The sequence below is a fragment of the Pseudoalteromonas sp. 120-MNA-CIBAN-0494 genome, from assembly GCF_040308885.1.
In the GTDB taxonomy this organism is placed as follows: Bacteria; Pseudomonadota; Gammaproteobacteria; order Enterobacterales; family Alteromonadaceae; genus Pseudoalteromonas; species Pseudoalteromonas nigrifaciens.
This window is the reverse complement of sequence record NZ_JBEOOE010000021.1, coordinates 46,029-60,814: the sequence shown is the minus strand read 5'-3', so window position 1 is coordinate 60,814 and position 14,786 is coordinate 46,029. Positions and strand designations below refer to the sequence as shown.

The 14,786-nt window shown below is 38.3% G+C and carries 10 protein-coding genes and 2 pseudogenes; 9 read left to right on the top strand and 3 right to left on the bottom strand.

Going from position 1 to position 14,786, the window contains the following annotated elements:
- The coding region (locus AAEY55_RS12805; protein ID WP_350551669.1) for a transposase at nucleotides 1-453 on the bottom strand (453 nt) is incomplete at its 3' end.
- 38 nt (nucleotides 454-491) lie between these two features.
- Here AAEY55_RS12805 and tnpA point away from each other — a divergent pair.
- Nucleotides 492-886, top strand: a pseudogene (gene tnpA / locus AAEY55_RS18770) (IS200/IS605 family transposase).
- 60 nt (nucleotides 887-946) lie between these two features.
- On the opposite strand, the pseudogene AAEY55_RS12790 reads toward tnpA, so the two are convergent.
- A pseudogene (locus AAEY55_RS12790) lies at nucleotides 947-2,606 on the bottom strand (diguanylate cyclase domain-containing protein); the annotation flags it as partial.
- 165 nt (nucleotides 2,607-2,771) lie between these two features.
- Entirely contained in the window at nucleotides 2,772-4,559 is a 1,788-nt protein-coding gene (locus AAEY55_RS12785) for a M61 family peptidase (protein ID WP_350551666.1), read from the bottom strand.
- 241 nt (nucleotides 4,560-4,800) lie between these two features.
- Here AAEY55_RS12785 and AAEY55_RS12780 point away from each other — a divergent pair, with 241 nt between their 5' ends.
- From AAEY55_RS12780 to ilvN, 8 genes are all read left to right on the top strand, one after another.
- Nucleotides 4,801-6,315, top strand: coding sequence for a GGDEF domain-containing protein (locus AAEY55_RS12780; protein ID WP_350551672.1), 1,515 nt, complete (start codon nucleotides 4,801-4,803; stop codon nucleotides 6,313-6,315).
- Nucleotides 6,316-6,531: 216 nt separating this feature from the next.
- Nucleotides 6,532-7,875 (top strand): nucleotide 5'-monophosphate nucleosidase PpnN, encoded by a 1,344-nt coding sequence (gene ppnN / locus AAEY55_RS12775; protein WP_350551663.1) that lies wholly within the window; start codon nucleotides 6,532-6,534, stop codon nucleotides 7,873-7,875.
- 8 nt (nucleotides 7,876-7,883) lie between these two features.
- Nucleotides 7,884-8,657: a flap endonuclease Xni gene (gene xni, locus AAEY55_RS12770; RefSeq protein ID WP_350551660.1), complete on the top strand. Its 774-nt coding sequence runs from the start codon at nucleotides 7,884-7,886 to the stop codon at nucleotides 8,655-8,657.
- Nucleotides 8,658-8,726: 69 nt separating this feature from the next.
- The gene (locus AAEY55_RS12765; protein WP_011330091.1) at nucleotides 8,727-9,110 is read left to right on the top strand and encodes a DUF3192 domain-containing protein; all 384 of its coding nucleotides are present in this window, start codon (nucleotides 8,727-8,729) and stop codon (nucleotides 9,108-9,110) included.
- Between the two features lie 12 nt (nucleotides 9,111-9,122).
- Nucleotides 9,123-10,805 (top strand): hypothetical protein, encoded by a 1,683-nt coding sequence (locus AAEY55_RS12760; RefSeq protein WP_350551657.1) that lies wholly within the window; start codon nucleotides 9,123-9,125, stop codon nucleotides 10,803-10,805.
- Between the two features lie 187 nt (nucleotides 10,806-10,992).
- On the top strand, nucleotides 10,993-12,000 hold the full coding sequence (locus AAEY55_RS12755; protein ID WP_011330089.1) for an isocitrate dehydrogenase: 1,008 nt from the start codon (nucleotides 10,993-10,995) through the stop codon (nucleotides 11,998-12,000).
- A 438-nt stretch (nucleotides 12,001-12,438) separates the two neighbouring features.
- A complete protein-coding gene (locus tag AAEY55_RS12750) occupies nucleotides 12,439-14,163 on the top strand; it encodes an acetolactate synthase 3 large subunit (protein ID WP_350551654.1) in 1,725 nt (574 codons plus the stop codon).
- A complete protein-coding gene (ilvN, locus tag AAEY55_RS12745) occupies nucleotides 14,163-14,663 on the top strand; it encodes an acetolactate synthase small subunit (RefSeq protein WP_011330087.1) in 501 nt (166 codons plus the stop codon). The genes AAEY55_RS12750 and ilvN overlap by 1 nt, the downstream gene beginning before the upstream one ends.
- Nucleotides 14,664-14,786: the final 123 nt, after the last annotated feature.

The following is a 14,786-nucleotide window of genomic DNA, read 5'->3' as shown; positions in this document are numbered from 1 at the left end:
TAGTTTGCGATGCAAGATAATGGGTATCTTGCCTACCTTTGGGATACTGATAGCGCCATTTTCAATGCGGATACAGTTCGAGTTATTGACCGCTCGAAAACTATCGTTGTGACGTTTTTTCTTTTTATATGAGATCTTGTGCTTTGGAAAGCGTTGCAAGCGACCTTTAGTAAAAACATTCTTGAGCGCTAATTCCAGGTCGCGGGCAACTTGTTGAGCTGCCGCAGAATCGAATGCTTTGATCCAGTTAAACTCTTCGAACGTCTTGATATCTTTAAGTAGTGAGGCCATGTCTTTGTAAAACAAAAACGTTTTATCGTGCTCGTATCGACGCATGTTCTCAGACAACAATAAGTTCCAAATGCCACGCGCTGTCGCGCCAAACTCAACGAGTTTAGCTTCTTGCTCTGGCGTAGGATTTAGCCTGTAGTTGTATCTAAGCGTCTTTTTCATATACTGTATAGACTACTGTATGGAAATGAGTTGTCAAGATGGAATATGACACTAAATCTCACTGTAAATATTTAATAGCGCTACATTTAATACTTGTGGTTAAATATAGAAAACAATTGTTAAAAGGTGATGTAGGTGATTTTGTAAAACAAAAAATCACTGAAATTGCAGAGCGCTCAGAATTTAATATCGAAGAGATCGAGGTGGACAAAGATCATATACACATATTGCTAACGATCTCTCCCAATATCAGCGTTGCGAGTTACGTTAGGAGAATTAAACAATCTACAACGCAAAGTCTATGGTCGAGATTTAAATGGTTTAAAAAGCAATTCTGGGTTAAAAAACATTTTGGTCTGACGGATATTTTGTTTGCTCTGTTGGGAATGCGGCTGCTGATACAATTCAAAAATACATTCAAGAGCAGGGCTAACTATTCCGATTCATCCCATCGAAACCGCTTCGCGTCGATCAATGGGTTTTCTCGGAAAATTTCGATAAAACTAAGTAGCGCTGTGTCTCTAAATTGACTTGGGGATAAATTAACAGCCATAGTATATTTATGGTGTTGCCCTTTATTAAGGCACTGATTTTGCCATTTTTTTAAAAGCTGTAAGGCTTGCTTAATAACAAACTTCCCAATGGGGATAATCAACCCATTATGCTCGGCTATTGGAATAAATTCATCGGGCGGTATATTCCCCAGCACTGGGTTATACCAACGTAGCAAAGCTTCCGCGCCGGTAACATGTTTATTTTTAACATCTAACTGCGGTTGGTAATATAGTTCAAATTCATTACGCTGTAACGCACCTTGCATCTGCTCCTCTATCGCAAGGCGACGCTGAATTACTACGTTCATTTGTGGAGTAAAAAACGAGTAACTGTTACGTCCCAAGGCTTTTGCTTGATACATTGCCGTATCTGCATTGCGTAAAAGATCAGACGCTGTATCGCCATTTTCGGGGTACATAGCAACCCCAATACTCATAGTGAGTACAAGTTCTCTCCCTTCAATTTTAAATGGCGAGGTAAAACTTTTCAGTAGCTTTTCTGCAATACATATTGCGTTATAATGACTATTAATACCCCGCAATAGTACAATAAATTCATCTCCTCCTAAACGCCCTATGGTGTCTTCTTTGCGAATGACTTGCTGTAATCTTGCAGCTGATTTAACCAGTAGCTTATCGCCTAGTTCATGGCCAAACGAGTCATTTACTTTTTTAAAGTTATCTAAATCAATAAAAAGTACAGCCACATGCCCCTTGTTTCTTTGTGCTTCAAAAAGCATATGCGATAGTCGGTCAAGTGCTAAAAAGCGGTTAGGTAATGAGGTTAAATTATCATAATAAGCTTGTTTACGGATCAGCTCTTCTGCCTTGTGCTGCTCGGTAATATCTCGAATAATAACCATAACTTGCTGATATTGAGAAACATGGTTAATTCTTGCCTCAAAGTACACAACTCCCAATGGCATGGTTAATTCATATTGAAAGCTCACCATCTGTTTTTGGCTTAAGGCTTGGGAAATATTCTTTCTAAACTTACTGCTAACATCGTCTGGTAATAAATCAAACATACTGCTACCAATAAATTGCTGAGGTAAAGCATAAAGATTACTGCTACTACTGCTACTGGCTTGATAATCAAGGATTTTGCCATCTTCTTGCATTACAAAAAATAGATCAGGAATAGCCTCAAATATTGTTTCCAACATTTTCTCTCTGAACATAGCCTGTTCTTGCGCCTGTTTAACATCGGTTAAGTCAATATCAATACATTTGTTTAATGCCATATTGATTTATAAACATTACATGGCTTGAAAACACCGAAACATCATTATTATTTTTATCACGAAGAGTTAGCTCTGCTGCAGGAATTTCTATGCCATTATTAATCCAATTTCCGTGGCCAGCAACCACGGCCTCTCGTAAATCACTTGGTATAATTAAATCTTCAAGCTTTTTACCTGTTGCTTCAACATTCGTATAACCATAAAGCACTTCGCTGCCTTTATTCTAATAAATAACACGGCGTTGTTCATCATACCCCTGTACAGAAATAGCATTCACAGCATCAAATAATTGATGTAATGGGTCATTAACAACATATTGGTGAGCTAAAGTATGTATATTATTTTTAGATTTCATTCTGATCAATTAATAAATAATACTTAATATTTATAATAGAACGAAATAATTAAATTAACACTTAAAGGAGCGAATAAATGCTTTTAGGTAATGCGGCAATATAAGAGTGTAAAAATAAAAAGGAGCCGTTGCTCCTTTTAGTTATTAGTTTTTAACTCATTAATGTTAATCTTTTTTAGCGTTATTAGGATGCTCAACACCTATCCATGCTTTAAACAACGCCTTTTGTTCACTCGATGCTTGCTTATTAGCAATCACCTTTTTAGGTTTATCAAAATCTTCTGATAAAACTAAACTGGTGCTAGCAAGTGCATCGCGGCGAATATAATCAATTGTAATTTTATCCCCTACTTTATACATTTCTAGGCTGCTGGTTAAATCCTTACCAACGTGATGCTTATTAATAGCAACAATTTTATCATCTGTTGTTAAGCCTGCCTGCCATGCACTGCCACCGCGTTTAACATGCGAAAGCGTAAGGAGTTGGCCGGTATTTTTTGCCACAGCATCTATACTAGCTAAGGCTTTCGCTTTTTCTGGACGCTCAAATGTTAAACCTACTTTATTGAGTAACTCGTCAAAATTTAGTGAAACTGGCGAGTCGACATTAGTTTGCCACCAAGTGTTGTAATCACGCCCGGTTAGGTCTTTTAAAATATTGAGTACATCTAAAGAAGTAAAACCTGCAGGTAATTTATGTTGCTTATAAAGTGCCTTGTGTACATCGCGATAACTTATTTTACCTTGGCTTTTTTCTAGTAAATCAATATCTAAAGCAAGTGATAACAATGAGCCTTCTGAATAAATGTTAGTAGAGTAATTACGCGCGTGGTCCCCGCCTTGGTTTATCCACTTATCAAAGCTGGTTTCGCTGGCGCTTTGTACTTCGCGACCAGGTGTTTGTAAATGACGATTAATTGTTTTACTCAGTAGGTTAAAAAACTCATCAGTGCTTTGAATGCCTGAACGCACTAATAAATGATCTTCGAAATAGCTGGTTGAGCCCTCTGCTATCCAAAGTAATTTAGAGTAATTCATATTGGTGTAATCGTAAGGTGTAAGGCCCGCTGGGCGGTATGCTTTAACGTTCCAAGTATGAATAAATTCATGCGCCGCAGTGCTTATAAAGGCTAAGTAATCTTCGCGTTTAGCAAATCGGTCTCGCGGACGCTGAATAATAGTCGAATTTAAATGCTCAGTAGCACCACCCGCTCCCGATGTTGCATGCACCATAAATACATAACGTTCATACGGGTAGCCATCCCAAATAACATTGCCAGTAGCCACTAACTTTTTTAGATCCGTTAGCATGAGCTCTACATCATAATTACCATCGCCCCATATAACTAAATCGTATTCACGGCCATCAACTTTAAAGGTGTGTAATTGGTTAATACCTGTCTCGATTGGTGAATCTACAAGTACGTCATAATCTGCCGCCTTAAATGTATTTTTACCTTTGTTATTTTTCATTCCAGAAACAGATCGCCACTGTTTAGGCATCTCTAAATTAACCGTAACGGGCTCTTGTCGAAATGAGTCACTAAACATAAAAAAGCCTGATGCATCAATAAATGCATGGCTGTCATCAATATGACGCGCACGTTTGCCAAGCTCATTTGCGTATACTTGATATGCTAAGTTCACTTTAGTTGGCTTATTTAAGTGTACACGCCAAGTGCTGTGATCAATTTTTTCCCACTTTAGGGTGTTACCCGCACTGTCTTTTGCATCAAAGTAACGCACCCCATTGGCTAAATTTAATATTTCGTAACGCCCAGTGCGCCATGCAGGTAATTTAATGTCTAAATGCGCTTGTGCCGTTTTAGGAAACTCTACCGTAACATTACCTAAGTGGTGCTGTGGCTGAGAAATGTTTAATGAATAATTTACATCAGCAAACGTAGGGGCAGAACATGCGGCTAAAATAGACAGCGCTAATAGCTTTTTCATAATGGCTCATAAAGATAACTTAGTGTGTAAAGAAGACTAACAAGGCGCTATTTAAAAGTGAATTAAAAGCGATAAATAGACTTTTAGATACGTTTATTGACAATATCTTATTAAAATGCAAAGTTTTTAATGAGATAACTACACTTAATATAAATTTGTTGTAAACTTAACTTGTTGTAAACTTAACTGATACTAATTAACACAATGGCGGTATGTTTAGGTGCCTGATAAATCTAATTCTATGGACAAAAAACTCAAACAAGCTATTGAGCAACGAATAGTAATTGAGAGCGCAAGGAAAACTCAAGTAGACACTCTGTCAAATTTTGCAGCTAAATTGTCTTTAAGCTGTAAGGGTCTTGATATTGAATTAGATAATCGTCTAGCTAAATTTAGAAGCGCGCTTAATAAAGGGGTTAGCTTTGAGCACTTATCGCCGTTAATTAATGATATTTTAGTACTTTTAAAAAGCCAAGAAGCCACTCAACTCGCCCATCAGCGAGATTTACGCACAAGTGTAAAAAATGCTGGCAAGCAATTACAAAAAACCAATGGCTTACCTGACGACACACGCAGAGCGCTGCGTAACTTGTTAGATAATGAGCTTAATAACGTTCAGTCAACCCATGGTTTTATACCGCTATTAAATCAATTAATTACTATTTATAACCAAGCGTTACAGACTAAATTTAATGCAATACCCGCAGAGCAACATACCGACACTCCAGTAATTGCTAAAAAGTTATTAGAACTTGCCCACCAGCTGGTACTTGAAGATGAAGCTGCAGAGCAAATTCAATCAATAAGAACTGCCATTTTACAAAGTAATACAGTAGATGACTTACTCGCTGCCGCAATTGAAATTATTAGTATTATTGTAAAAAATATTAATAACGAGCGCCAATCTGCGCAAAGTTTTTTAGTGTCTTTAAATAAAACCTTAGAAGAGTTACACCATTCGATTTTTTCGACTAGTAAACATTCCGAATCTATGGGGATTGAGTTTGACGCATTAAATAAACGTATTAAAACTAAAATTAATAATCTTAATGAGCAAACCAAGAGTACCACCTCAATTTCATCGTTAAGAAAATTAGTTGATCATGAATTAAAGTCCCTCGGTGAAGATTTTATTGCCAAAGAAGAACTTGAACGCAAAGATCGCAAAGTACTTATAACCAGCTTTGATGAAATAAATAATCGTATTGGCAGCTTAGAAAATAAACTCACTAAATATAAAAAGCGCCTTAACGATCAACGTTTTAAAAGCCTGCTCGATAGCCTAACTAAACTGCCAAATAGAGCCGCCTTCGATGAGCGCTATAATCACGAAATGCACTTATTTAATGTGCAAGCATCCGATGTTACTCTAGCGGTAATAGACGTAGATTATTTTAAGTCAATAAACGACAGGTTTGGTCATACGGCTGGAGATATTACGCTACAAGTTATTGCTAAAGCCTTGCAAAAATCGATAGAAAAAACAGACTTTATAGCGCGTTATGGCGGCGAAGAATTTGTACTCTTAATGCCAGGCACCTCTTTAGAGCATGCCATTCCACAACTCGAAAAACTTAAAAAGAATATAAAAAAGATCCCGTTTAAGTTTAAAGATAAGCAAATAGAAATTACAGTGTCACTTGGTGCAACTCAGTTTAAACAAGGTGACACATTATTAAAGGCATTTGATAGAGCAGACGATGCTTTATATGAAGCCAAAAACGCAGGTCGGGATCGTCTGTGTATACGTAAATAATGTTATTTAGCTCAATTTTTTTGAGTTTTATAACTAGCTAGTTTTTTACATTTTATGCCAATTGTATTAAATGAGTCGTTAATTATAGCAACCGCTCTAAAAAAGTACGGCGCCTTATATATTACTTATATAAGTTCAAGTGCCCTTAATGAGCTTAACCTGCTAGAACAATCAACACTTGCACCCAATTGGTATTAAACAGCAAGGAGAATGCCGATGTTAATACAGTTAAACCCAACTGGGGTTTTAGATTTACTGTCGCAATTAGAAGTTGATTTATTAGAGCAATCTTCCGCTAGTGAACGCTATCGATTATTTAGAAACTGCGCGCTTGCCGTCCTCAACGTAGGCAGCCATACAGATGAAAGTAGCGACATCTACGATAAATACCAAGACTTTGATATTCGTTTAGTTAGCCGTGAGCGCGGCATAAAAATAGAACTAATTAACGCACCTGATACCGCATTTGTTGATGGTGAAATTATTACCGGTATTCACGAACATATATTTTCTGTGATCCGCGATATTTTATTTATATGTCAAAAATACGAAAAAAATCTTAAAGAACAAAAAGCCATTACCCACATGGTTTTTGATATGCTCAGAAATGCCGATGCACTAAAAGTAAACAGCGAACCAAGCATGATTGTATGTTGGGGCGGGCATTCTATTAGTGAAGTTGAGTATAAATATACCAAACAAGTAGGTTATGAGCTGGGCCTGCGCGGCTTAAACATTTGTACAGGCTGTGGCCCTGGCGCTATGAAAGGCCCAATGAAAGGCGCTACTATTGGCCACGCCAAGCAGCGAATTAAAAACAATCGTTATTTAGGATTAACCGAGCCCAGCATTATTGCAGCAGAGCCGCCTAACCCAATTGTAAATGAATTAGTCATTTTACCCGACATAGAAAAACGTTTAGAAGCCTTTATACGCACAGCTCACGCTATCATTATTTTTCCTGGTGGCGCTGGTACTGCTGAAGAGTTTCTTTATTTATTAGGGATATTATTACACCCAGAAAATGACAAGCAGTGCCTCCCGGTTATTTTAACAGGACCAAAACAAAGTGAAGCCTACTTTAAAGAGCTGTGCCATTTTATTGAAATGACACTAGGTGTAGAAGCGCTCAGCAAATTTGAAGTTATTATAGATAACCCACAATTAGTAGCGCAAAAATTAAAGTCGACCATGGCTAATGTTCGCGACTATCGTAAAAGCCAAGGCGATGCATACTATTTTAACTGGACATTAAAAATAGAAAATGACTTTCAACAGCCGTTTATACCATCGCATGAACAAATGGCGAACTTAGACTTGCACCTAGATCAACCAAAACAGTTATTAGCTGCAAATTTACGCCGCGCATTTTCGGGCATTGTTGCCGGTAATGTTAAAGAAGAAGGCGTAAAAGCAATTAAACAACATGGGCCTTATATTCTAAGTGGCGAGCCTAGTTTAATGAAAGCAATGGATAAGTTATTACAAGCTTATGTTGACGAGGGAAGAATGAAACTACCCGGCAGTAAATATGTCCCCTGCTACACAATCAAGGCGTGAGTTCTGTATTGAAACCCCATTTATTACTTATTGATGCGCTTAATTTAATTAGGCGCATTTACGCGGTAGACGCGAATCAAAAACATCACAGTGATGAGCAGATGCTTAAAGCAAGCTGCGCACGTGTAGCGCATGCCTGCTCAAAACTTTTAAGCAGCACTAAAGCAACCCATGCCATTGCCGTATTTGATGGCGATAAAAGTTGGCGCTATCATTTTTATAAAGATTACAAACACTCCCGTGCTCCTATGCCACAAATACTTAAAGATGCATTAGTGCAATTTAAAGCCGTCATTGAAGAAACCGGTATTGTAGTGTTTGAACCAATAAACGATGAAGCTGATGATATTATTGCAACTCTCGCAAATAAGGCATCACATAACAACATCAGCAGTGTGATTGTCTCAACTGATAAAGGCTTTTTACCTTTTTTAAATGAGCATATAGCTGTGTATGATTATTTTAAAAAACATTATTTAGATCAAGATAGTATTAAGCAACGCTTTGGCGTTGAGCAAAAAAAACTAGTAGAGTTTTGGGCATTTGCTGGCGATAAAACCAATGATATTCCGGGCGTAAAAGGCATAGGCACTAAATCGGCACAGCTACTAGTTAATAACTATAGCTCTGTCGAGGATGCACTCAATGACGATGCTCTTAGTGCCAGCTTACGTAAAAAGCTAACTGTGAATATGGATATGTATGTTATTTCAAAGCAACTGGTTAGTTTACGCACCGATATAAACTTAGGCTTTAGTTTAAAGCAGTTAAGGCTTAATTAGTCGCAAGTTAATAGCACTGCCGTACGACAATACGTATACTATTAGCAGTGATGGTTAGTAGAGTAAGTAATGTTCAAAAAGTTTTTTAGATATTTAATTTTAGGTTTAGGGCTGTATGCGCTAATAGCCACGTTAGTGATCGTTTTTTATAAAGATGATCCACAAGCTATGATTTGGCAAGACAGAGAAGCCTATAATAAACGCTATATCGAAAAGCTAAAAATAGAAGACACTGCAACCCTCAATAGTGTACTCGAATATTTAGGTAGCCCAGATCTTACCTTTGCTAAGCGTGATGAGGACCAAGTGTGGCAAATTGTTTTTTATCGTACTCAGCATAAAACATCTGACGGCATTACTACTATAGATGAATGTACCGGCTTATTATTTAAAAACGGGCAGCTCATTTTATGGGGTCCCAGTGCTTACGATCAATATCTAAAACCAGGTTAGGGAAACGGCGTAATGGATGAGCCTGTATCAATAAAGCTAAAAAAGTTGCTCGAGCATACGCAGCTATTTTTAGCTTCATACAATAATAAAAACCAATGGCCTACCTTTTATCCGCTAGTGTGCAAACTTGCAGAGCAATACCGAACCCTTTATAAGCAAAACCCATGTGCTCTACAAGCACAACTCATGCTTTATAAAACCCAGTACGACTTTGCTACTAACCTTATAATTAGCCAATGTATTTTAACAACAGCACTGTGTGTAAGCCAAGATTACGATGACGAACTAAGTGAGTTGTATATTAGTGCGTCATTAATTGAGCATTTGTGCGTAGGCGCTCAACTTAATAAATTATCCAAACAAATAGCGTTTACCAGTACCGAAAGCCAAATATGGCAATTACGCCACAAACTTGCAGCGCGCGTATTACTAACCGCAAAGCAACCTGCCCATAGTATTACTCAAGTATTAGCTAAACTGAGTAAATATAAACACGCTTTAGTTAGCACCCCTAAAATAATGTTATACGATGGCGGCACAATAATTGTGGCGTTAGCTAATATTTTGGCAGTTAACCTCACGTGTAATGCAGCAAATCAACAAATAAATTTTTATAAAGCGATAGCAGACTTATATTTGCGAACCCCAAATTTATTTGCTCAGCGACTCTTAAAATCATTAATTGCGCATATTGGCCCTTTGCTCCCCGGGAGCCGAGTTTTATATGCCGAACAAGCAATGATTTATTTAGCAACCGACGCCGAGCAGCGCCACATACTTATTAAAAGCTTAAAGAACAAAATAGTTTGGTACAGGGTAAAAGCAACGCTTAACGATAACGCAGTACAATGGCTATGCGCTGATAAACGTATACTTTATAAAGTGTGGGATACTGAATATGTAAATATAAAAGCCGCAACTCCCAGTACCCAAAACACATTATATGATCTAATTGGGCTTATTAAACTGCAACAAGAGTATAGCTTTAACAATATAAATACTTTATTAGCCCCACACCCTAATGTTATTAAAAGCTTATGCCAAGCAGTTAAACCGTATAACAAAGAGCATCAAGCCGCTAAAAATTTAACGCATAGTTTGTCTATGGTTGGCTACAATAATGCCCCAGCTATTATACAGCGCGTGGTGTTTGAGCAACTAGTTTTTGCTATTCCGCATCCTTTACATGCTTTTTTAGTTAATCGACTCAAATGTATGGTCGATATAATGAGGCTATTGGTCTATAACAATAAGCAATATCAGTTTGAGCATATTTGTTTGCCTTTATATGCTTACGCGCATTACTTATTAATACATTGTAGTACGCAACTTTCAAGAAAGACGCCTATAGCGCATGCCCCAAATAAATCATCCGATACACCTATGTGCGCATTTTTTGGCATAGAAAACATGGATAGTAAGCATTTAAATCAGCAGTTATCAGCGCTTTTAAGCGATAACCCATGGACCTTTGCATTATTAGATGCCGAACAAGTAGCTAAAAACGAACTCACTGAGCAAAGTAAGTTATGGGTAGCATTTAAAGTCGTGGCGCAAAGCGTGTTTAAGCCAAAAACAGCATTAACTCCTTGGCAACAGCAAACACTTAAGCAGCAATTAATAGCCCAGGGCTGGGACAATCAAGCCGATTTTTATGACAAACTTCAAACATTAGCTTTGTTTGATAGTATTTAAGCTACTTATTCCAACTATAAACAACGATTATACCCAGTATTAATAGTATAAACTGGCAAAATGACTTAATAATTGGTATAAATGCGCCCTTGAATTCTCAAGCTCGTTCACATAAATTTTCTAACAAGCAGTTGCTCCCTCGGAGCCACAATTTATGTGCAAATCAAACTCTTTAAAGGATAAGTTAATGGCCAAACAAACCATAACAGTGATCAAAGGCGACGGCATCGGCCCTAGCATTATCGACTCAGCACTTGAAATACTAAAAGCCGCAGGATGCGATTTTGATTATGAATTTGTTGATGCTGGCCTAGCTGCACTTGAAAAAACAGGTGAGTTACTTCCGCAAGACACAATCGATACTATCGCTAAAAACAAAATCACCTTAAAAGGTCCTTTAACTACGCCAGTTGGTGAAGGCTTTACTTCTATAAACGTAACACTACGTAAGCAATTTGGTTTGTACGCAAACGTACGTCCTGTTAAATCGTTTGTAGGCACAAAAGCACGTTATGATGATATTGATATCATCACTATTCGTGAAAACACCCAAGGTATGTACTCTGGCGCTGGTCAAATTGTAAGTGAAGATGGTAACGAAGCAGAAGCAAAATCTGTTATTACTCGCGAAGGCGCAGAAAAAATCGTAACGTTTGCTTACGAGCTAGCAGTACGTGAAGGCCGTAAAAAAGTAACAGCGGTACATAAAGCAAATATTTTAAAATCTACATCAGGCCTATTTTTAAAAGTAGCGCGTGAAGTTGCAGAACGTTTCCCAGAAATTGAATCAACCGAAATGATTGTTGATGCAACCTGTATGAAACTAGTAATGACGCCAGAAGAGTTTGACGTAATAGTAACCACAAACTTATTTGGTGATATTTTATCAGACCTATGTGCTGGTTTAGTTGGCGGCTTAGGCATGGCACCAGGAGCTAACATTGGCGAAGATACTGCAATTTTTGAAGCAGTACACGGCAGTGCGCCTGATATTGCAGGTAAAAACCTAGCTAACCCTACTTCTGTAATTTTAGCGTCTATTCAAATGCTTGAGCATTTAAACATGGGCGACACCGCAGAGCGCATTAGAAGTGCAGTTGCTGATGTGATTAAGTCAGGCGATCGTACTACTCGTGATTTAGGCGGCAGCCACGGTACAACAGACTTTACTCAAGCTGTTATCGACCGTTTGTAATATAAAGTATAAAGTACATACATAAGTACTTGTAAGCGTACTGATATAAAAAGCCAGCAATTGCTGGCTTTTTAATATTCAAAATTGCAAACCTGCATAAAAACTCCCTCCACTTACTTTAAAACCTCAAAAAACAACTAACTCCAGCACAAAAATAGCATGATGAGAAAAAATAATGCATAAAAGCCATTTCGCGGTTGACATATTCCCTCAAAACCCTTAAAAATAACCACATACACAATTTTAGTTTAAAGCAGTATTAACGCTTTGTAATAGAGTAATTAATTATGAATACTACAATTCGCCTATTAGTCGTACTCGTACTGGTCTTAGTTATAAGCCCAGCGGGGATGTATTGAAAGGTGATACTGCTTTTTAAAAACCCCCGCCCCATGCGGGGGTTTTTTTATGCATAAAAATAACGGCAGAGGAATGAGGATGAGCAAACAACAATATAATGGTTCTGAACTAGTTGTTCAGGCATTAAAAGAATTAAAGGTTAAATACATATTTGGCTACCCCGGGGGGTCAGTATTAGATTTATACGATGCGCTTTTCCAGCAAGACGACATTGAACATATTTTAGTTCGTCATGAGCAAGCCGCCACACATATGGCCGATGGTTATGCGCGTGCTACTGGCGATGTAGGCGTAGTACTGGCAACATCAGGCCCAGGTGCTACAAACTGTATTACCGGCATTGCTACAGCCTATATGGACTCCATTCCAATGGTCGTGCTATCAGGGCAAGTACCTACCAACTTGATTGGTGATGATGCTTTTCAAGAAACCGATATCGTTGGTTGCTCGCGCCCTATAGTAAAGCACAGTTTTAACTGCAGAAGCGCAAAAGATATCCCAACTATTTTAGCTAAAGCTTTTTATATTGCCAGCACAGGCCGCCCAGGCCCAGTGGTAGTAGAGCTGCCAAAAGACATGCTAAACCCTGAGATAAAGTTTGATTATGAATTTCCTAAATCTACCGATTTAAGAACTTACAACCCAAACACTAAAGGCCACTCAAAACAAATACGCAAAGCCGTTACCGCCATACTAGAAGCAAAAAAACTGGTAGTGTACTCTGGCGGCGGAATTGTAATTTCAAACACTTCTGAGCAATTAACTCACTTGGTAGAGTCACTAAATGCGCCAATTACCAATACCCTTATGGGGCTAGGTGGCATTTCAGGTGTGCATCCAAACTTTGTAGGCATGCTAGGTATGCATGGCACCCTTGAAGCCAATAAAGCCATGGCTAATGCCGATGTAATATTAGCATTAGGGGCGCGTTTTGATGATCGGGTCACCAATAATGTGCAAAAATTTTGTCCCAACGCCACTATAGTGCATGTAGATGTCGATCCAACGTCTATTTCTAAAACAATTAAAGCTCACATTCCGGTAGTTGGCTGTCTTGCAACCGTACTAGAGCAGCTACAAGCTGGTATTGATAAGAACCCTATTCAAATTGATCGCAGCGCCCAAGAAGATTGGTGGCGTCAAATTATCAGCTGGCGCGAACAAAAGTGCTTAAGCTATAACACCGATGGTGATGCAATTAAACCGCAAGCCGTTATTGAAGCAGTTTATAAAGCAACCAATGGCGACGCTTATGTAAGCTCCGATGTTGGCCAACATCAAATGTTTGCAGCCCAGTATTACCCGTTTAAACATCCGCGTCAGTGGATCAACTCAGGCGGCCTTGGCACTATGGGCTTTGGCTTACCTGCAGCCATGGGTGTAAAACTTGCTTTTCCGGATAAAGAATCGGTATGTATTACTGGCGACGGCTCTATTCAAATGAATATTCAAGAGCTAGCTACGTGTTTACAATATAACTTAGCGGTAAAAGTCGTGTCATTAAATAACCGCTCTTTAGGCATGGTACGCCAATGGCAAGATATGGTGTATGGCGGGCGTCATTCATCATCTTACATGGAGTCTTTGCCTGATTTTGTTAAATTAGTAGAAAGCTACGGCCATGTAGGTATTAAAGTAAACACCCTAGATGAGTTACAACCGGCTATCGACAAAGCCATGTCGATTAACGATCGTTTAGTATTTTTAGACATTCTTGTAGACGAAAAAGAACATGTATACCCAATGCAAATTAAGTTTGGTGGCATTGATGAGATGTGGCTACGTAAAGGAGTAAAAGCATAATGCGTCGTATTTTATCTATATTATTAGAAAACGAACCAGGAGCACTGTCGCGTATTGTAGGATTATTTTCGCAGCGTGCTTATAACATCGACAGCCTAACAGTTGGCACAACGGATGATCAGTCTTTATCGCGCATTACTATTACCACTATGGGTGATGACCGTGTAGTAGAGCAAATTACCAAACAGGTAAATAAGCTTGTTGATGTACTAAAAATTATTGATTTAACCGAAATGAGTCATATTGAGCGTGAACTATTATTGGTTAAAGTATTTGCCCAAGACGAAACAACACGCGCAGCGGTTACCCGCGTAGCAGATGTATTCCAAGGGACTATTTTAGATATGGGCCGGCTAAGTTATAGCCTACAGTTAGTGAGTAGCACAGATAAAATTGAATCATTTTTAGATACGCTACGCCACGAAACCGACATTATTGAGGTAGTGCGCTCTGGTGCAGTTGGCATTGGCCGTGGCGATAAAGCCCTAAAAGCCAAATAAATAACTAAAAAGTTAATCCACCTTAATAAAGGTGGATTAACTTTATTACAATTATTAAATGTAATTATAATATTAACAAGGTTGGCAAATATTTTAGGCATAAAAAAAAGGGCTAAAAGGCCC

Excerpts from the sequence above, each read along its gene's own strand:
- AAEY55_RS12785 (WP_350551666.1), bottom strand. The coding sequence starts at position 4,559 with ATGAAAAAGCTATTAGCGCTGTCTATTTTAGCCGCATGTTCTGCCCCT.
- AAEY55_RS12780 (WP_350551672.1), top strand. The coding sequence starts at position 4,801 with ATGGACAAAAAACTCAAACAAGCTATTGAGCAACGAATAGTAATTGAG.
- ppnN (WP_350551663.1), top strand. The coding sequence starts at position 6,532 with ATGTTAATACAGTTAAACCCAACTGGGGTTTTAGATTTACTGTCGCAA.
- AAEY55_RS12765 (WP_011330091.1), top strand. The coding sequence starts at position 8,727 with ATGTTCAAAAAGTTTTTTAGATATTTAATTTTAGGTTTAGGGCTGTAT.
- AAEY55_RS12760 (WP_350551657.1), top strand. The coding sequence starts at position 9,123 with ATGGATGAGCCTGTATCAATAAAGCTAAAAAAGTTGCTCGAGCATACG.
- AAEY55_RS12755 (WP_011330089.1), top strand. The coding sequence starts at position 10,993 with ATGGCCAAACAAACCATAACAGTGATCAAAGGCGACGGCATCGGCCCT.
- AAEY55_RS12750 (WP_350551654.1), top strand. The coding sequence starts at position 12,439 with ATGAGCAAACAACAATATAATGGTTCTGAACTAGTTGTTCAGGCATTA.
- ilvN (WP_011330087.1), top strand. The coding sequence starts at position 14,163 with ATGCGTCGTATTTTATCTATATTATTAGAAAACGAACCAGGAGCACTG.